The sequence below is a fragment of the Enterobacter cloacae complex sp. P15RS genome (assembly GCF_014895905.1).
In the GTDB taxonomy this organism is placed as follows: domain Bacteria; phylum Pseudomonadota; class Gammaproteobacteria; order Enterobacterales; family Enterobacteriaceae; genus Enterobacter; species Enterobacter quasihormaechei.
This window is the reverse complement of the sequence record NZ_JADBQL010000021.1, coordinates 26749-43757: the sequence shown is the minus strand read 5'-3', so window position 1 is coordinate 43757 and position 17009 is coordinate 26749. Positions and strand designations below refer to the sequence as shown.

The window sequence follows — 17009 nt, the reverse complement described above, 5'->3', positions numbered from 1 at the left end:
ATGTCATTGAAAACGTTAAAATACTTTTCCACTCTTTTCGTTTTAGCCCTCGCGCTGCTGGCCGGCTGGTGGCTCTGGAATTATTACATGCAGTCTCCCTGGACGCGCGATGGTAAGGTTCGTGCAGAACAGGTCAGCATCACGCCTCAGGTATCCGGCAGTATCAGCGCGCTACTGGTGAAGGATAATCAGTTCGTTCACGCAGGCGATGTGTTATTCCGTATCGATGAGACCCCTTTCCACATTGCGGTTCTTAATGCCCAGGCGCAGCTCGCTAAGGCTCAGTCCGATCTGGCAAAAGCCAATAACGAAGCCGACCGCCGCCGACACCTGTCGAGAAACTACATTTCTGCGGAAGATCTCGACACCGCCAATATCAATGTTAAAACCATGCAGGCCAGCCTGAAGGTTGCAGAGGCAACCCTGAAACAGGCCGAGTGGCAGCTGACCCAGACGGTGGTTAAAGCCCCGGTAGATGGATGGGTAACGAGCCTGTCTACCCGCGTAGGTGATTATGCCACCACAGGGCAGCCGGTCTTTGCCCTCGTCGATAGCCACTCTTTCTATGTTGTGGGTTATTTTGAAGAGACCAAGCTGCGCCATATCCGCGAGGGCGCACCTGCCCGAATCACGCTCTACAGCGGCTCAGAGACGTTACAGGGTCACGTTGGCAGCATAGGCCGGGCGATTTACGATCAGAGCGTCGAAACCGACTCTGGCCTGGTGCCCGATATCAAACCCAACGTGCCGTGGGTGCGTCTGGCTCAGCGAGTCCCTGTTCGCGTCGAGTTTGATCAACTGCCGAAAGACATTACCCTGGTCTCAGGCACAACCTGCACCGTCTCCATCGGGTCGCGGTGATGAACCTGGGGGCTTTCTCCTGGCGCAATACGCCCTGGATAAAAGCGACGCGCCCGCAGTGGCGTTACGCGCTGCGCAACGGCATCGCCATGTGCCTTGCGCTTACGGTTGCCTATTACCTGAATCTGGATGAGCCCTACTGGGCGATGACCTCTGCGGCGGTCGTCAGCTTCCCAACCGTCGGTGGCGTTATCAGTAAAAGCCTCGGGCGCGTGGCGGGTAGCCTGCTGGGAGCGACCGCCGCGTTGCTCCTTGCCGGCCATACCCTGAACGATCCCTGGCTGTTTCTGTTAAGCATGTCGGCATGGCTGGGGCTGTGCACCTGGGCCTGCGCCCATTTTACCAATAACGTTGCCTACGCCTTTCAGCTGGCAGGTTACACCGCGGCCATTATCGCCTTTCCCGTCGTTAACGTGCTGGATACCACCGAGCTGTGGGATATCGCCCAGGCACGCGTGTGTGAAGTGATGGTCGGCATTCTGTGCGGGGGCGTCATGATGATGATCCTGCCCAGCACCTCAGATGGCACCGCGCTCATCACCGCCCTTAAAACGATGCACGCGCGTTTGCTGGAACATGCCAGCCTGCTCTGGCAGCCTGATACTAACGATGATATCCGTATCGCGCATGAAAAAGTCATCGGCCAGATCCTGACCATGAACCTGCTGCGCATCCAGGCTTTCTGGAGCCACTACCGTTTTCGCCGTCAGAACACGCTGCTTAACTATTTGCTGCATCAGCAATTGCGGATGACGAGTGCGATCTCAAGCTTGCGCCGGATGTTGCTGAACTGGCCTGCACCGCCCGCGCATACCCGGGAGGTTATCGAGTCGCTGCTGACCACCCTTGCGCGTCCGGATGCTGATATCTATACCGTGGCCCGCATTATCGCCCCGCTCGCCCCAACGGATGAATATGACTATCGGCACCGCGCCTTCTGGCAGCGTCTGAACTATTTTTGCCGCCTGTATTTGCGCAGCAGCCGCTGGTTAAAAGCCGTCGAAAATGCTACCCCCGTCACCGAATTTTCCGTTCCCGGTAGCCCTGCTCTGGCGCGCCATACTGATGCGATGGAAGCGCTGTGGAGCGGATTTCGCACCTTTTGCGCGCTGATGCTGGTTGGCGCATGGGCCATTACCACCCAGTGGGAAGCGGGCAGCGCGGCGCTCACCCTCGCCGCCATCAGCTGCGTGCTCTATTCCGTTGCAGCCTCCCCGTTCAACTCCCTGACGCTCCTGATGCGCACCCTGGTGCTGCTCTCGCTGTTCAGCTTTGTCGTTAAGTTCGGTTTGATGGTGCAGATAAGCGACCTGTGGCAGTTCCTGCTGTTCCTGTTTCCGCTGTTAACCACCATGCAGCTGCTTAAGCTGCAAATGCCTAAACTGGCCGGCCTGTGGGGACAGCTGATTGTCTTTATGGGTTCCTTTATTTCGGTGACAAATCCGCCGGTGTACGATTACGCCGAGTTCCTCAATGACAACCTGGCGAAGATCCTCGGCGTGGGGCTGGCGTGGCTGGCCTTCGCCGTGTTGCGCCCGGGCTCAGACGCGCGTAAAAGCCGCAGGCATATCCGGGAGTTACGCAGAGGTTTCGTGGATCAGCTGAGCCGCAGGCCACACCTGCGCGAAAGCGAGTATGAATCGCTGGTTTATCATCACGTCAGCCAGCTGAACAACAGCAAGGATTCCCTCTCCCGACGCTGGCTACTGCGCTGGGGCGTGGTGCTGCTAAATTGTTCACACGTGGTATGGCAGTTACGCGCCTGGGAGACGCGATCCGACCCGCTGGCGCAGGTTCGTGATAATTGTATTTCCATGCTCCGCGATGTGATGAGCGAGCGCGGGGTTCAGCAACGCCCCCTTAGCGTCACGCTGGTCGAGCTTCAGCGTATTTGCGACGCGCTGGCGCGCCATCACCTGCCAGCGGCCCGCGACCTGGCGTCCATTATCTGGCGGCTGCACTGCTCCCTGTCACAGCTTGAACAGGCGCCGCCACCCGGAACGATTGGCGATCAGATCACGCCGCAGGCATAGCGCGCCCCGCCGCCGCCCAGCGGTTTAGGCTGATCGGACATGTTATCGCCGCCCACGTGGATCATCAGCGCTTTGCCTTTGACCTCGTCAAGCTTTTTCAGCCGTGGCGCAACAACGGGATCGGTAGCTTTACCGTCGTTATTCACCACCAGCACCGGCAGATCGCCGAGGTGTCCCATGCCTTCAGGACCTTCATGCTTGCCGGAGTTATGCGGATCCAGATGTCCCCCTGCGGCTTCCGCCGCTGTTGGTTTGCCCTCTTTCATTGCGGGTTGACAGCTGCCTTTGGCATGTACGTGATAACCGTGCTCGCCGGGTGGAAGAGCCTTGAGATCGGGTGCAAATTCCAGCCCTTTATCGGTTTCGGTGATTTTCACCGTCCCGATGGACTGGCCTACTCCCTGAGAAGTGACGAGATTCATTTCAACTTCTTCGCTGGCTGCCTGCGCTCCTGCGCAAACAACCAGCGTGACCACTGCCAGAGCAAAACGCTTCATATGACCTCCACGGGTTATTTTTTGCACCTTAAGTCTATACCAGAGGCGCAGATTTCACCGGAAAGTCAGACTCCGCGCACTCAGGGTACGTCGTAGCCCAGAGCCGCCTTGCGGATGCGGAACCATTGCTGACGCGACATCTCCAGCTCTTCAGCCACCAGCGCAGCGCGTACGCGCTCAATTTTGCCGGAGCCGATAATGGGCAGCGGTTTAGACGGCAGGCGCAGGATCCAGGCGTAAACCACCTGCTCGATGCTTTCCGCATTCAGTTCGCGGGCCACGGTTTCAAGCTCGTTACGCAGCGGCTGGAAGGCCTCATCGTTAAACAGGCGACCGCCGCCGAGACAAGACCAGGCCATCGGACGAATGCGTAACTGTTGCAGCTGATCGAGCGTTCCGTCCAGCAGCAGCGGCTGGTGAACAGGCGAGATCTCCACCTGGTTCGTCGCCAGCGTAAACGGCAGACGAGACTGCAACAGCGTAAACTGTGCCGGTGTGAAGTTAGACACGCCGAAATGACGCACTTTACCGCTCTGGTGCAGCGTCAGGAACGCTTCCGCAACCTCATCCGCATCCATCAACGGATCGGGACGGTGGATCAGCAGCAGGTCGATACGATCGGTGGCGAGGTTGACCAGCGACTGCTCGGCGCTTTTAACGATATGCGCGCTGTCGGTGATGTAATGTCCGAGGGCATGCTCCGGTTTTGCCGTGGTGGCAATACCGCATTTGGTCACAATCTCCATACGTTCACGCAGCGCCGGCACCCGCTTCAGCGCTTCGCCAAAGGCAGCCTCGCACTGATAGCCGCCATAAATATCAGCGTGATCGACGGTAGTGATCCCGAGATCGAGATGCTCTTCAATAAAGTTCGCCAGCTGGACGGGAGACATATTCCAGTCCATCAGGCGCCAGTAGCCCATTACAAATCGGGAGAATTCCGGGCCCTGCGGGGCAAGGGTAATACGCTGAACCATAACATTTTCCTCAAGGAAGTCATGTCACCAGTATACGTAATTACCTTGCTAAAACAGTGAGGGTTGCTGAGGTTCTTCGGTTTCTACCGCTTTGTTTGCGCGAATTTTACGCAGCAGTCGCTGTCGACAGAGTCGTAAGACCTCCTGCTTTTGCGCGTCGCTGAAGTTTTGCCAGTTAAAACGTTCATCGCGCGTGCGCATGCACCCGCGGCAGTACCCTTTTTCATCAACCTGACAAATACCCCGGCACGGGCTCTGGACAGGGAAAAATTCCAGTTGCTCTGCCACACCCACCTCCACAACGCCATCATTCCCTACAGTGAAGACCCTAATTGGCCTGCATGCAAGGGTGTTCCCCACAAACGGGGCATTAAGGTTTCGCTAATCTTCGCTTCTTATACTCGTCGCATTGATATAACGAATGGTTGAATCATCATGCGGTTTGCTAAAAATTTACGCTGTAACGATATAAAATTTACCCTGGCCTGTGCGCTTTTTTTCACCGTGTTAAATGCGCTGTTTATTCAGCGTAGCTGGTCGATTATCGCACCTTCCCGTCTGCACGACGTGCTTTTTGCCGCCAGCGTGCCGCTGGTACTGTTCTGCGGCTGGGTCATTGTTTTTAGCCTGCTGAATATTCCCTACATTCGCAAGCCGCTCATGATTGTCCTGACCATAGGATGCGCCGCCGCGACGTATTTTATGTATACCTATGGCGCGGTTATCGATCAGAACATGATGGTGAACGTATTCGAGACTAACTCTCAGGAAGCGACAGCCCTGGTGACGCCGCAGATGCTCCTGTGGCTGGTCGTGGCGGGTCTGGTTCCTTCGATCGTGTTAGCCCTGACGCGCATTCGAAGCGGAAAATGGTGGTATGCCCTGCTGACGCGTTTCGCCGCCATGCTCGGCGCGCTGCTGGTGATTATCCTGGTCGCGGCGGTATTCTATAAAGACTACGCTTCGCTGTTCCGCAATAATAAAAGCATCGTGAAAATGGTCACGCCAGCGAATTACGTCAGCGCCATAGTGAAGTACAGCGAAATGCGCTGGTTTGCCGGCGACCAGACGTTGGTCCGCATCGGCGAGGATGCCCATAAAGGCGCGCTGATTTCCGGCCAGCACAAGAAAACCGTGCTGGTTCTGGTGGTGGGCGAAGCCTCCCGCGCCGCAAATTACTCGTTAAATGGTTACCCGCGTGAAACCAACCCCGAGCTGAAAAAGCAGGATGTCATCAACTTCCCACAGGCAACCTCCTGCGGCACGGAAACCGCCGTTTCCGTCCCCTGCATGTTCTCCGGCATGACGCGAAAAAAATATGACGCTGACCTCGCCCACCATCAGGAAGGTCTGCTTGACGTGCTTAACCACGCCGGATTCAACCTGCTGTGGCGCGACAATGACGGCGGGTGCAAAGGCGCCTGTAACCGCGTACCGCATACGGACATGACGCAGTGGAAACTGGATCGGTTCTGTAAGGACAAATCCTGTCTGGACGATGTCAACCTGTACCGTCTGGATAACGTGCTGGATGGTCTGAAGCAGGACACGGTTCTTGTTATTCACCTGATGGGGAGCCACGGCCCGGCCTATTACAACCGTTACCCGGACAGCTTCCGGAAATTTACGCCGACGTGCGATACCAATGAAATCCAGGATTGCGATCATCAGTCGCTGATCAATACCTATGACAACTCGATTCTGTATACCGACAGCGTCCTCAGCCGAACTATCGACGCGCTGAAAGCCCGGCAGGCCAGTATGAATACGGCGCTGATTTACCTCTCCGATCACGGTGAGTCCCTCGGCGAAAGCGGTATTTACCTGCACGGCACGCCGTATATGCTGGCCCCGGAACAGCAAACGCATATTCCGTTCATGTTCTGGCTCTCCCCGGATTACGTGAAAAACTTTGGCGTAAACCCGGACTGCCTGCGCGCCCACGCTGCAAAAGATGCGGTTTCACAGGATAATTTGTTCGCCACCGTGCTGGGCATGATGGACGTAAAATCAACGGTTTACCAACCACAGCTGGATATTATGTCGCAGTGTCGACGCCAGGCTGACTTGCATTAGACCGAACGGTCTATTAGAGTGAAGGCATGAGCAGACACACAGAACACGATACGCGCGAACATTTACTGGCTACCGGCGAGCGCCTTTGCATGCATCGCGGGTTTACCGGGATGGGGCTGAGCGAGTTGTTAAAAACCGCTGAAGTGCCTAAGGGATCGTTTTATCACTATTTTCGATCCAAAGAGGCGTTTGGCGTGGCCATGCTGGAGCGGCACTACGCCAGCTATCATCAGCGCCTGGCAACCCACTTCGCCTGCGGTGAAGGGAATTACCGGGATCGTATTCTGAACTACTATCAGGAAACGCTGACGCAGTTCTGTCAGCAGGGCATCATCAGCGGTTGCCTGACGGTAAAACTGTCTGCCGAAGTGTGCGATCTTTCCGAAGATATGCGCACCGCCATGGATAAAGGGGCCAGCGGTGTTATCGCTCTGCTGGCTCAGGCGCTGGATAAAGGCCGCGATGAACAAACGCTCGGCTTTTCCGGCGATCCGCTCACGCAGGCACAGGTGCTCTATTCCCTCTGGCTAGGCGCCAACCTGCAAGCAAAAATTTCTCGCAGTGCCGTGCCGCTCGAAAGCGCGCTGGCGCATGTGAAACGTTGTATTACGGCGCCCGGCGCGTAGCCGGCGTTTTTATTTACCCTTTTACTAGTCGACTGGTCTACTCAGGAGCCGTTATGTCCGCTGAAAAGCTATTTACCCCACTGAAAGTCGGTGCCGTTACCGCCCCAAACCGCGTGTTTATGGCCCCACTCACCCGTCTGCGCAGCATCGAGCCGGGCGACATCCCAACGCCATTGATGGGTGAATATTACCGTCAGCGCGCCAGCTCTGGCCTGATCATCTCCGAAGCCACGCAGATTTCTGCCCAGGCCAAAGGCTACGCCGGTGCGCCGGGTCTGCACAGCCCGGAACAGATCGCCGCGTGGAAAAAAATCACCGCAGGCGTGCACGCTGAAGATGGCCGTATCGCGGTTCAGCTGTGGCACACCGGTCGTATCTCGCACAGCAGCATCCAGCCTGGCGGTCAGGCGCCGGTTTCTGCCTCTGCCCTGAACGCGAATACCCGTACTTCCCTGCGCGACGAAAACGGTAACGCGATCCGCGTCGACACTACCACGCCGCGCGCGCTGGAGCTGGACGAGATCCCGGGTATCGTGAACGATTTCCGCCAGGCCGTTGCCAACGCCCGTGAAGCAGGCTTTGACCTGGTCGAGCTGCACTCTGCGCACGGTTACCTGCTGCATCAGTTCCTGTCACCGTCCTCCAACCAGCGTACCGACCAGTACGGCGGCAGCGTCGAAAACCGTGCGCGTCTGGTGCTTGAAGTGGTAGACGCCGTTTGTAACGAGTGGAGCGCTGACCGTATTGGTATTCGTGTCTCCCCGATCGGTACCTTCCAGAACGTCGACAACGGTCCGAACGAAGAAGCGGACGCGCTGTATCTGATTGAAGAGCTGGCGAAACGCGGTATCGCATATCTGCACATGTCCGAGCCGGACTGGGCTGGCGGTAAGCCTTACACCGAAGCCTTCCGCCAGAAAGTGCGCGAGCGCTTCCACGGCGTGATTATCGGGGCGGGTGCCTATACGGCAGAAAAAGCCGAAGACCTGATCGGGAAAGGCCTGATCGACGCCGTGGCCTTTGGCCGCGATTACATTGCAAACCCGGATCTGGTGACCCGTTTGCAGAAGAAAGCCGAACTGAACCCACAGCGCCCTGAAAGCTTCTACGGTGGCGGCGCGGAAGGTTATACCGACTACCCTTCACTCTAATCCCGCTTTGTACGTTGATAGCGGCGACATTTCGCCGCTATACTAAAACATCGTTTCTGTTCAAAAAGATAATCCATTTCATTGGTTAATGAGGAAATTATGCGCCTACTTCACACCATGCTGCGCGTTGGCGACCTGCAACGTTCTGTCGATTTCTACACTAACGTTCTGGGCATGAAGCTGCTGCGCACCAGCGAAAACCCGGAATATAAATACTCTCTGGCTTTTGTGGGTTATGGCCCGGAGTCAGATGAAGCGGTCATTGAGCTGACCTATAACTGGGGCGTGGACAGCTACGAGCTGGGCACGGCTTACGGCCACATCGCGCTGGAAGTGGATAACGCGGCGGAAGCCTGCGAACGTATCCGCAGCAACGGCGGTAACGTCACCCGGGAAGCCGGTCCGGTTAAAGGCGGCACCACCGTGATTGCGTTTGTTGAAGATCCGGACGGTTATAAAATTGAGCTGATCGAAGCCAAAGACGCTGGTCGCGGTCTGGGCAACTGATCCCACAGGGCGCACTATGCGCCCGTTGTTTTGCTGCATCCCCTCTCAAAATTTGCCATAATGCGCACTGCTTTTTCCCCCTTGTAAGAGACCCTGATGTCCGATAACGCTCAATTTACCGGTCTGTGCGACCGTTTTCGTGGTTTTTATCCCGTTGTCATTGATGTAGAAACAGCCGGATTTAACGCTAAAACCGATGCGCTGCTTGAGATTGCCGCCATCACGCTGAAGATGGATGAACAGGGCTGGCTTGTACCGGACACCACGCTGCATTTCCACGTTGAACCCTTTGAAGGGGCAAACTTACAGCCAGAGGCGCTGGCCTTTAACGGAATCGACCCGACAAACCCGCTGCGCGGTGCGGTAAGTGAGTACGAAGCGCTGCACGCCATTTTCAAAATGGTGCGTAAAGGCATGAAAGAAAATGACTGTAGCCGCGCCATCATGGTGGCCCACAACGCGACGTTCGATCATAGCTTTACCATGGCTGCTGCCGAGCGCGCCTCGCTGAAACGCAATCCATTCCATCCGTTTGTGACCTTCGACACCGCTGCGCTGAGCGGCCTGGCGCTGGGGCAAACCGTGCTGTCCAAAGCCTGCATCACAGCGGGTATCGCGTTTGACGGCACCCAGGCCCATTCCGCGCTGTACGACACAGAGCGCACGGCGGAGCTGTTCTGCGAGATCGTCAACCGCTGGAAACGACTGGGCGGCTGGCCCCTGCCGATGGGCGACGAGGCCGATATTCCGTCGTAAGTCGGGTAAGCGACAGCGCCACGCGAAAAAAAAAGCGACCAGCATAATGTGGTCGCTTTTTTATATCCGCAGAAAACTTACTCTGCGTCCGGCTCTTCGGTTTTATACTTCGCCGCAGTCTCTTTGATCAGCTGCTGCAATTCGCCACGCTGATACATTTCAATCAGGATGTCGCATCCGCCAACCAGTTCACCGTCAACCCACAGCTGTGGGAAGGTCGGCCAGTTTGCGTATTTTGGCAGCTCGGCGCGAATGTCCGGGTTTTGCAGGATATCAACGTAAGCAAAACGCTCACCACAGGCAGACAGCGCCTGAACAGCTTGCGCGGAGAAGCCGCAGCTTGGCAGCTTCGGGGAACCTTTCATGTACAGGAGAATCGGGTTTTCAGCGATCTGGCGCTGAATTTTTTCAATAGTGGTGCTCATGTCTTGCTTCCTTTAACTTCTGTTACGGCATCAGTCTGACATTGTAGCGGTTCAGGCCGACATCGGAAAATAACATTTTTGTCACGTCTCATTATTTTATCGCTTATCGCATAAAGTTGCATTGCAAATGACGCTTAACGCCACGCACCGTGCGGTTTTGCTTAAGGAGCGAACACGCGTGCAACAGAATGGTGAATTTTTTTGCACTTGCTAACGAAACACAATTTTTGAATGAAAAATGCTATTAACTTATTCTGATTTTATGGATTAGAATCGACAGGTTTTGTAAATCTCACGCGGGTATGCTTTATTGGCCTGCACTTATCAGGGGACTGCCCAGTGGCGCGGATAACTAAAATCTCGATGACGCTCTGTGCTTTACTGTTTACCACACTCTCATTGACGCCAGCGGCGAACGCCTCCGAACAGGCGCGGCATTCTGCTGTACAAAAAACGCATCTGGCAAAAGCCACAGAACGTAAGAAAAAAACCACCAGCAAAACCGTTAAAAAGAAAACCACCGCTCAGACCAAAAAGACCGCCTCAAGCAAAACCAAAACCCTCCGTTCCGGCACGCACAAAACCACCCGTAAAACCGCCAGCCTTGTGAGTGAAAAATGCACCGTGCGCAAAGGACATAAAACAAAATGCGCTAAAGTGACGAAGCTGGCTGACGTGCATAAAGCGCGTATGCAGAAAGCGCAAAAAACGGCGATGAATAAGCTGATGGGGCAAATTGGTAAACCGTATCGCTGGGGTGGCACCTCTCCCCGCACCGGTTTTGACTGTAGCGGGCTGGTCTATTATGCCTATAAAGATTTGGTGAAGTTCCGCATTCCTCGCACCGCCAATGAAATGTACCACCTGCGCGACGCCGCGCCTGTAAACCGGGGCGAGCTGCAAAATGGCGACCTGGTGTTCTTTCGCACTCAGGGACGCGGTACGGCCGATCACGTTGGGGTGTACGTGGGTAACGGTAAGTTTATCCAGTCACCGCGCAGCGGACGGGACATTCAGATCACCTCCCTCAGCGAAGACTACTGGGTGCGCCACTATGTGGGTGCGCGCCGCGTGATGACGCCAAAAACCGTCCGCTAAACTCTGCCCTGTCGCCCGTGCGGCAGGGTAAGTTCCTCTTTTGCATACCCTTTCAATTTGCTATTCTGTCCTTGTTGTCTGTAGGGTTATTGGCAACGTATAAAACAATAAGGAGAGAAGCAATGTCGTTCGAATTACCTGCACTACCGTATGCAAAAGACGCCCTGGCCCCGCACATTTCCGCGGAAACCCTGGAGTACCATTACGGCAAACATCACCAGACCTATGTCACCAACCTGAACAACCTGATTAAAGGCACCGATTTTGAAGGCAAAACGCTGGAAGAGATCGTGCGCAATTCAGACGGTGGCGTATTCAACAATGCTGCTCAGGTGTGGAACCACACCTTCTACTGGCACTGCCTGGCACCGAATGCAGGCGGGGAACCTACCGGTGACCTGGCCGCAGCGATTAACGCCGCGTTCGGCAGCTTCGCGGATTTCAAAGCGAAGTTTACTGACGCCGCCGTTAAAAACTTTGGCTCCGGCTGGACCTGGCTGGTAAAGGAGGCCGATGGCAAACTGGCTATCGTTTCCACCTCTAATGCGGGTACCCCGCTGACCACCAGCGCAACGCCGCTGATGACCGTGGACGTATGGGAACACGCCTATTACATTGATTATCGTAATGCGCGCCCGAACTACCTGGAGCACTTCTGGGCACTGGTTAACTGGGAATTTGTTGCGAAGAACTTCGCCGCGTAAGGGACACGCAGAAGGGGCAACCCTTCTGCGTTTTTGTTTATTCCGCCGTACACACCGCTTCTGGCTGTTTACGCCCGGACATCATCACCAGCAGCAGGCCGAGTGCGGCAATGATCGCCCCCATCACCGGCACAAAGCTGTAACCTAAACCACCGGAAATCACCGCCCCGCCCGCAGCGGCTCCCAGCGCATTGCCCAGGTTAAACGCACCGATATTCACGGATGATGAGAGCCCCGGCGCCTCATGCGCAACACGCATCACGCGCATCTGCAACGGCGGCACCACGGCAAAGGTTGCGGCGCCCCACACCACCATGGCAACCGCGGCGCCCACTTCGTTACGCGCCAGCCACGGGATCGCCACCATGATGACGATCAGCAGCGTTAAGAAGCCTTTCAGCGTCCCACTCACGGAGCGGTCGGCAAATTTCCCGCCGAGATAGTTGCCAATCGAGAACCCGACACCAATCAGCACCAGCATCGCGGTAACAAAGAGTGGCGTTGCGTGGGTAATGTCGTGCAGCACCGGGGAGATATAGGTGTAGAGCGTAAACATCGCCCCCGCCCCCAGTACCGTGGTGAGCAGCGCGGAAAGCACCTGGGGACGCATCAGCACCGCCAACTCTTTACGTACTTCCGGACGTTCTCCCGCACTTCCTTTCGGCAGTGAGAAGAACAGCGCGACCATCGCGACCACGCCCAGTCCGGCGGTTGCGAGGAAAGACATACGCCAGCCGATAGCTTCTCCCAGCCAGGTGGCGGCGGGGACACCGCCGATATTGGCGATGGTCAGCCCCATAAACATGGTGGCTACCGCGCTGGCCTGCTTATGTTTTGGCACCACGCTGGCGGCAACAACCGAGCCCAGTCCGAAGAAGGCGCCATGGTTCAGGCTGGTCAGAATACGGGAAAGCATCAGGGTGGTGTAATCCGGCGAAATCGCGGAAAGCACGTTGCCCAGGGTGAAAATCGCCATCAGGAAAATCAGCGCATTGCGGCGCGCGCGGTGCGAAAGCAGCAGCGTCATCAGCGGCGCGCCCACCATCACGCCGATCGCGTAGGCGCTGATCAACATACCGGCCGCAGGGATAGAGACATCCACGCCCCGGGCAATAACAGGTAATAACCCCATCGGGGAGAATTCAGTGGTGCCAATCCCGAAAGCGCCAATCGCCAGGGCCAGCAGGGGAAAATTGATTTTCATGAATAAACTCCGGATACCGTGCCGTTACCCGGCACAGAACTAAGAAGTCAAAAGCATGACATCAATCACAAAAAATGAGAAGTTAACATTTTGGCAAAAGATTTTTGCCGGAAAGATAACAGTAGCGGCAAGCGAGGGAGAAAATTCTCCCTCCACCTAAATCAGTGCAGCGCAGCGGTTAAACCACCCGCAACAATCAGGGCAAGAACAACAATGGTGGTAAACAGCGAAAACTTCAGATCGGTACTCATCAATTTTTCTCCTTTTATTCACCCTACGAAAAGTGAGCCTGCTCATTTTTACACAGTTCAGGTCAAAAATCTTCCAGGATTTAAGCGGATATCCACTTTACCTCTTCCCCTTTTCATCAAGATAGGACAAAATTCCACGCTAAATTTATTAGCGTACCGGCCACTGACCCCCTCCTGACGTCCTGTGTCGTTTTCCCGGCGTGTCGCAACTCAAGATTGCGTAATAAGGGTGAGAGAAGGCAAACGTTTACCTTCAATGGTTTCAGGAGCTTAGGATATGGTCTGGAGTGACATTTAATGGCAACAATTAAAGACGTAGCAAAACGCGCAAACGTTTCCACTACAACCGTATCACATGTTATTAACAAAACGCGTTTTGTCGCTGAAGAGACGCGCAATGCCGTCTGGGCAGCGATCAAAGAACTGCACTACTCGCCTAGTGCGGTCGCGCGTAGCCTGAAGGTTAATCACACCAAATCGATTGGCCTGCTGGCCACCAGCAGTGAAGCGGCCTACTTTGCTGAAATTATCGAAGCCGTTGAAAAAAACTGCTTCCAGAAGGGCTATACCCTGATTCTGGGTAACGCGTGGAACAACATTGAGAAACAGCGCGCTTATCTGTCGATGATGGCGCAAAAGCGCGTCGACGGCCTGCTGGTGATGTGTTCTGAATACCCAGAGTCGGTCCTTTCCATGCTCGAAGAGTATCGCCACATTCCGATGGTGGTGATGGACTGGGGCGAAGCGCGCGCCGACTTCACCGACTCCGTTATCGATAACGCCTTTGAAGGCGGCTACATGGCGGGGCGTTACCTGGTGGAACGCGGTCACCGTGAAATTGGCGTGATCCCGGGCCCGCTGGAGCGAAATACCGGTGCTGGCCGCCTGGCCGGATTCATGAAGGCGATGGAAGAGGCGCTGATTACCGTGCCGGAAAACTGGATTGTTCAGGGCGATTTCGAGCCGGAGTCGGGCTATCGCGCCATGCAGCAGATCGTCTCCCAGCCGCATCGCCCTACCGCTGTGTTCTGCGGCGGCGATATCATGGCCATGGGCGCCCTCTGTGCGGCGGATGAACTCGGCCTGCGCGTTCCGCAGGATATCTCGGTGATCGGCTATGATAACGTGCGCAACGCCCGCTTCTTTACGCCGGCGCTGACCACCATTCACCAGCCGAAAGATTCGCTGGGTGAAACCGCCTTCAATATGCTGATGGACAGGATCGTCAACAAGCGTGAACAGTCCCAGTCCATTGAAGTGCACCCGCGCCTGATTGAACGCCGTTCCGTTGCGGATGGTCCGTTCCGCGACTACCGTCGTTAATCCTTTTACGGGGCCAGCTATGCTGGTCCTCGTAACCACTCCCGGTTCAGCGTTTCGCTGTCTCCCAGATAATCCAGCAGCCAGGCCATGGCGGGCGATACGTCGTTTTGCTGCCACGTCAGACAGCACGCGGCGTCCGGGAAGGGATTTTCCAGCGTCAGAGCCACCCACTCCCCCGCGTCGATGCGCGGACGCGCAAAATGCACCGGCACCATGCCAACGCACAGCCCCGCGCTCAGGCAGGTGGCTGACGACTCCCAGTCCGGCGCGACCACGCGGCGCTGATTATCCAGCAGCCAGGTAATGCGCTTCGGCAGCGAACGGGACGTATCTTCCAGCACCAGCGAGGGCCAGTTGCGTAAGGTGTCATCGCTCAGCGGCCCTTCCAGCGCCGCCAGCGGATGATCGCGCGCGACCACGCAGGTCCAGCTCAGCATGCCCATGTCGCGAAACGCGTAGCGCCCCCCAACCGGGATCGCCTGGGTGGCGCCAATTGCCATCTCTGCCCTGCCGTCCGCCAGCGCATCCCAGACGCCGTTAAACACCTCCTGTGAAACGCGCAATTCGACGTCGGAGAAATGACGATAGAAATCGACGATCATCTGCCGGGTGCGTTCCGGCTTAACGATGTTATCCACCGCGATGGAAAGATGCCCGCGCCAGCCGTTGGCGATCTGCTGGCACTGCTCGCGGGTGATCTGCATTTTTTTGATAACAGACCGCCCCTCTTTCAAAAACCACGCGCCGGCCGGCGTGAGCTCCACGTCGCGATGGCGCCGCTCAAACAGCGGGACCGCCAGCCACGCTTCCAGCTGACGCACCGTATAGCTGATGGCCGAGGGAACGCGATGCAGCTCCTGGGCGGCACCGGTAAAGCTGCCGTTACGCGCCACGGCATCGACCACTTCAAGAGAATAATCTGACCACATCTTTTGCCTGCAAAATTTTTGAATTCACCCGCCAAATATTAGCGTTTCACAAGCTGCTTTGCACCTCCTACACTCTGCGCCAACGTACACCTGCCTCCTCAGGAGAATAAACAGTGCAACCCAGGAAAGGATTTTTAGTCTGGCTCGGCGGCTTAAGCGTGCTGGGCTTTTTGGCGACCGATATGTATCTGCCCGCGTTCGCCGCGATGCAGGAAGATTTGCAAACCCCTGCCGCCGCCATCAGCGCCAGCCTGAGTTTGTTCCTCGCAGGCTTTGCCTTGGCGCAACTGCTCTGGGGGCCGCTCTCGGATCGTTTTGGCCGTAAACCCGTCCTGTTGCTGGGACTGGCAATTTTTGCCGTAGGCTGTCTGGGCATGCTGTGGGTCCGCGATGCCGCCTGGCTCCTCGTGCTGCGCTTCATCCAGGCCGTCGGCGTCTGTGCCGCAGCGGTCACCTGGCAGGCGCTGGTAACCGATTATTATCCGGCTTCGCGCACTAACCGAATTTTCGCCACCATTATGCCGCTGGTCGGCCTGTCGCCGGCGCTCGCCCCGCTGCTGGGCAGCTGGATCCTGGCGCATTTCGACTGGCAGGCCATTTTCGCCACGCTGTTTGCCATCACGCTGGTGCTGATGCTGCCCGCGTTCGGGCTCAAGCCTGCGCGTAAAAAAGAGACGCATCCGGACGCGCAGCCAGTGACCTTTACCTCCTTACTGCGGGCAAAAGCCTATCGCGGTAACGTGCTGATTTATGCCGCCTGCTCTGCCAGCTTCTTTGCCTGGCTGACCGGTTCGCCGTTCATTCTGCATGACATGGGCTACAGCCCGGCGGCTATCGGCCTGAGCTACGTTCCACAGACCATCGCCTTCCTGGTGGGTGGCTATGGCTGTCGCGCCGCACTGCAAAAATGGGAAGGCCAACAGATGCTGCCCTGGCTGCTGGTGTTGTATGCGTTAAGCGTGATTGCGACCTGGGCCGTCGGCTTTATTCCCGGCGCCGGGCTTGCAGAAATTTTGATTCCGTTCTGCGTTATGGCGATCGCTAACGGGGCCATTTACCCTATCGTTGTGGCGCAGGCGTTACGTCCGTTCCCGCAGGCGACGGGCCGCGCTGCCGCGCTGCAAAATACCCTGCAACTTGGCCTGTGCTTCCTGGCAAGCCTCGTGGTCTCTGCGCTGATTGTCACCCCACTGCTCACCACCACCAGCGTAATGCTGGTCACCGTTGCGCTGGCGGGTCTGGGGTATCGCATGCAGTCCTCCGCGCGTCGCGAGCAGAATGACAACGCGCAAACCGAAACGTCTCATGCCTGATTGCGCGGGAAATTATGTTAAAAACCAGTGATTAGGTTGCTAACAATTTTCTGTTGAATCACCCATTTTTGAGGCCTATACTAAATTTGGTTCGATAAATACGATAAATATTAAGCGTTAACGGGAGCCGGAGCGCTCCCGTTTTACCATGGAAGGCATTTCGGCAAGGGTTATCTCCCTTCCTCTGTTCTACGTCGGATATTAGCCTCGCGGGCATTTACCGTGAGATTTCTCACAAACCAAAAAAGCGTCTACGCTGTTTTAAGGTTCTGATCACA

At 56.2% G+C, this 17009-nt stretch carries 18 protein-coding genes; 11 read left to right on the top strand and 7 right to left on the bottom strand.

Going from position 1 to position 17009, the window contains the following annotated elements:
• Together IM267_RS13260 and IM267_RS13255 are read left to right on the top strand one after the other, a co-directional pair.
• Complete coding sequence (locus tag IM267_RS13260; RefSeq protein WP_193033563.1) at positions 1–861, top strand: HlyD family secretion protein; 861 nt, start codon at positions 1–3, stop codon at positions 859–861.
• Positions 861–2894, top strand: a complete 2034-nt coding sequence (locus tag IM267_RS13255; RefSeq protein WP_193033562.1) for an FUSC family protein — start codon at positions 861–863, stop codon at positions 2892–2894. Before IM267_RS13260 ends, IM267_RS13255 begins: the two co-directional genes overlap by 1 nt.
• Here IM267_RS13255 and sodC read toward each other — a convergent pair.
• From sodC to IM267_RS13240, 3 genes are all read right to left on the bottom strand, one after another.
• Positions 2873–3391: a superoxide dismutase [Cu-Zn] SodC gene (sodC, locus tag IM267_RS13250; protein WP_063866991.1), complete on the bottom strand. Its 519-nt coding sequence runs from the start codon at positions 3389–3391 to the stop codon at positions 2873–2875. The genes IM267_RS13255 and sodC overlap by 22 nt on opposite strands.
• Positions 3392–3471: 80 nt before the next feature.
• Entirely contained in the window at positions 3472–4368 is an 897-nt protein-coding gene (locus IM267_RS13245; protein ID WP_063866992.1) for an aldo/keto reductase family oxidoreductase, read from the bottom strand.
• Positions 4369–4416: 48 nt separating this feature from the next.
• Complete coding sequence (locus tag IM267_RS13240; protein ID WP_063866994.1) at positions 4417–4656, bottom strand: DUF1289 domain-containing protein; 240 nt, start codon at positions 4654–4656, stop codon at positions 4417–4419.
• A 147-nt stretch (positions 4657–4803) separates the two neighbouring features.
• Between IM267_RS13240 and eptA the strand changes: the two genes are divergently transcribed.
• The 5 genes from eptA to rnt all read left to right on the top strand — a co-directional run bounded on the left by eptA (position 4804) and on the right by rnt (position 9484).
• The gene (gene eptA / locus IM267_RS13235; RefSeq protein ID WP_193033561.1) at positions 4804–6444 is read left to right on the top strand and encodes a phosphoethanolamine transferase EptA; all 1641 of its coding nucleotides are present in this window, start codon (positions 4804–4806) and stop codon (positions 6442–6444) included.
• Between the two features lie 26 nt (positions 6445–6470).
• Positions 6471–7070 carry a TetR/AcrR family transcriptional regulator gene (locus IM267_RS13230; protein WP_063866998.1) on the top strand — a complete coding sequence of 200 codons (600 nt, stop codon included), beginning with the start codon at positions 6471–6473 and terminating at the stop codon, positions 7068–7070.
• Between the two features lie 53 nt (positions 7071–7123).
• Positions 7124–8221, top strand: a complete 1098-nt coding sequence (locus IM267_RS13225) for an alkene reductase (RefSeq protein ID WP_063867000.1) — start codon at positions 7124–7126, stop codon at positions 8219–8221.
• Positions 8222–8320: 99 nt separating this feature from the next.
• Complete coding sequence (gloA, locus tag IM267_RS13220; protein ID WP_063448928.1) at positions 8321–8728, top strand: lactoylglutathione lyase; 408 nt, start codon at positions 8321–8323, stop codon at positions 8726–8728.
• 96 nt (positions 8729–8824) lie between these two features.
• A complete protein-coding gene (gene rnt, locus IM267_RS13215; protein ID WP_193033560.1) occupies positions 8825–9484 on the top strand; it encodes a ribonuclease T in 660 nt (219 codons plus the stop codon).
• A gap of 77 nt (positions 9485–9561) precedes the next feature.
• Here the strand turns inward: rnt and grxD are convergent, their stop codons facing one another.
• Positions 9562–9909, bottom strand: coding sequence for a monothiol glutaredoxin 4 (grxD, locus tag IM267_RS13210; RefSeq protein ID WP_003832760.1), 348 nt, complete (start codon positions 9907–9909; stop codon positions 9562–9564).
• Positions 9910–10248: 339 nt separating this feature from the next.
• Here grxD and IM267_RS13205 point away from each other — a divergent pair, with 339 nt between their 5' ends.
• Both IM267_RS13205 and sodB read left to right on the top strand, forming a co-directional pair.
• Positions 10249–11007 carry a C40 family peptidase gene (locus IM267_RS13205; RefSeq protein ID WP_063867003.1) on the top strand — a complete coding sequence of 253 codons (759 nt, stop codon included), beginning with the start codon at positions 10249–10251 and terminating at the stop codon, positions 11005–11007.
• Positions 11008–11129: 122 nt separating this feature from the next.
• Positions 11130–11711: a superoxide dismutase [Fe] gene (gene sodB / locus IM267_RS13200; RefSeq protein ID WP_063867005.1), complete on the top strand. Its 582-nt coding sequence runs from the start codon at positions 11130–11132 to the stop codon at positions 11709–11711.
• 37 nt (positions 11712–11748) lie between these two features.
• On the opposite strand, the gene IM267_RS13195 is transcribed toward sodB, so the two are convergent.
• Positions 11749–12915 (bottom strand): MFS transporter, encoded by a 1167-nt coding sequence (locus tag IM267_RS13195; RefSeq protein ID WP_112792974.1) that lies wholly within the window; start codon positions 12913–12915, stop codon positions 11749–11751.
• 161 nt (positions 12916–13076) lie between these two features.
• Positions 13077–13166 (bottom strand): YnhF family membrane protein, encoded by a 90-nt coding sequence (locus tag IM267_RS13190; protein WP_003857632.1) that lies wholly within the window; start codon positions 13164–13166, stop codon positions 13077–13079.
• Positions 13167–13463: 297 nt separating this feature from the next.
• On the opposite strand from IM267_RS13190, the gene purR reads away from it, so the two are divergent.
• The gene (purR, locus tag IM267_RS13185) at positions 13464–14489 is read left to right on the top strand and encodes an HTH-type transcriptional repressor PurR (RefSeq protein WP_006809011.1); all 1026 of its coding nucleotides are present in this window, start codon (positions 13464–13466) and stop codon (positions 14487–14489) included.
• 17 nt (positions 14490–14506) lie between these two features.
• Here purR and punR read toward each other — a convergent pair whose 3' ends face one another.
• Complete coding sequence (gene punR / locus IM267_RS13180; RefSeq protein ID WP_047353996.1) at positions 14507–15418, bottom strand: DNA-binding transcriptional activator PunR; 912 nt, start codon at positions 15416–15418, stop codon at positions 14507–14509.
• A gap of 113 nt (positions 15419–15531) precedes the next feature.
• Between punR and punC the strand changes: the two genes are divergently transcribed.
• A complete protein-coding gene (gene punC, locus IM267_RS13175; RefSeq protein WP_107535209.1) occupies positions 15532–16731 on the top strand; it encodes a purine nucleoside transporter PunC in 1200 nt (399 codons plus the stop codon).
• Positions 16732–17009: the final 278 nt, after the last annotated feature.

What these genes read in the sequence shown, in the direction of transcription:
- IM267_RS13260 (WP_193033563.1), top strand. Translation starts at nt 1, where the DNA reads ATGTCATTGAAAACGTTAAAATACTTTTCCACTCTTTTCGTTTTAGCC.
- IM267_RS13255 (WP_193033562.1), top strand. Translation starts at nt 861, where the DNA reads ATGAACCTGGGGGCTTTCTCCTGGCGCAATACGCCCTGGATAAAAGCG.
- sodC (WP_063866991.1), bottom strand. Translation starts at nt 3,391, where the DNA reads ATGAAGCGTTTTGCTCTGGCAGTGGTCACGCTGGTTGTTTGCGCAGGA.
- IM267_RS13245 (WP_063866992.1), bottom strand. Translation starts at nt 4,368, where the DNA reads ATGGTTCAGCGTATTACCCTTGCCCCGCAGGGCCCGGAATTCTCCCGA.
- eptA (WP_193033561.1), top strand. Translation starts at nt 4,804, where the DNA reads ATGCGGTTTGCTAAAAATTTACGCTGTAACGATATAAAATTTACCCTG.
- IM267_RS13230 (WP_063866998.1), top strand. Translation starts at nt 6,471, where the DNA reads ATGAGCAGACACACAGAACACGATACGCGCGAACATTTACTGGCTACC.
- IM267_RS13225 (WP_063867000.1), top strand. Translation starts at nt 7,124, where the DNA reads ATGTCCGCTGAAAAGCTATTTACCCCACTGAAAGTCGGTGCCGTTACC.
- gloA (WP_063448928.1), top strand. Translation starts at nt 8,321, where the DNA reads ATGCGCCTACTTCACACCATGCTGCGCGTTGGCGACCTGCAACGTTCT.
- rnt (WP_193033560.1), top strand. Translation starts at nt 8,825, where the DNA reads ATGTCCGATAACGCTCAATTTACCGGTCTGTGCGACCGTTTTCGTGGT.
- grxD (WP_003832760.1), bottom strand. Translation starts at nt 9,909, where the DNA reads ATGAGCACCACTATTGAAAAAATTCAGCGCCAGATCGCTGAAAACCCG.
- sodB (WP_063867005.1), top strand. Translation starts at nt 11,130, where the DNA reads ATGTCGTTCGAATTACCTGCACTACCGTATGCAAAAGACGCCCTGGCC.
- IM267_RS13195 (WP_112792974.1), bottom strand. Translation starts at nt 12,915, where the DNA reads ATGAAAATCAATTTTCCCCTGCTGGCCCTGGCGATTGGCGCTTTCGGG.
- IM267_RS13190 (WP_003857632.1), bottom strand. Translation starts at nt 13,166, where the DNA reads ATGAGTACCGATCTGAAGTTTTCGCTGTTTACCACCATTGTTGTTCTT.
- purR (WP_006809011.1), top strand. Translation starts at nt 13,464, where the DNA reads ATGGCAACAATTAAAGACGTAGCAAAACGCGCAAACGTTTCCACTACA.
- punR (WP_047353996.1), bottom strand. Translation starts at nt 15,418, where the DNA reads ATGTGGTCAGATTATTCTCTTGAAGTGGTCGATGCCGTGGCGCGTAAC.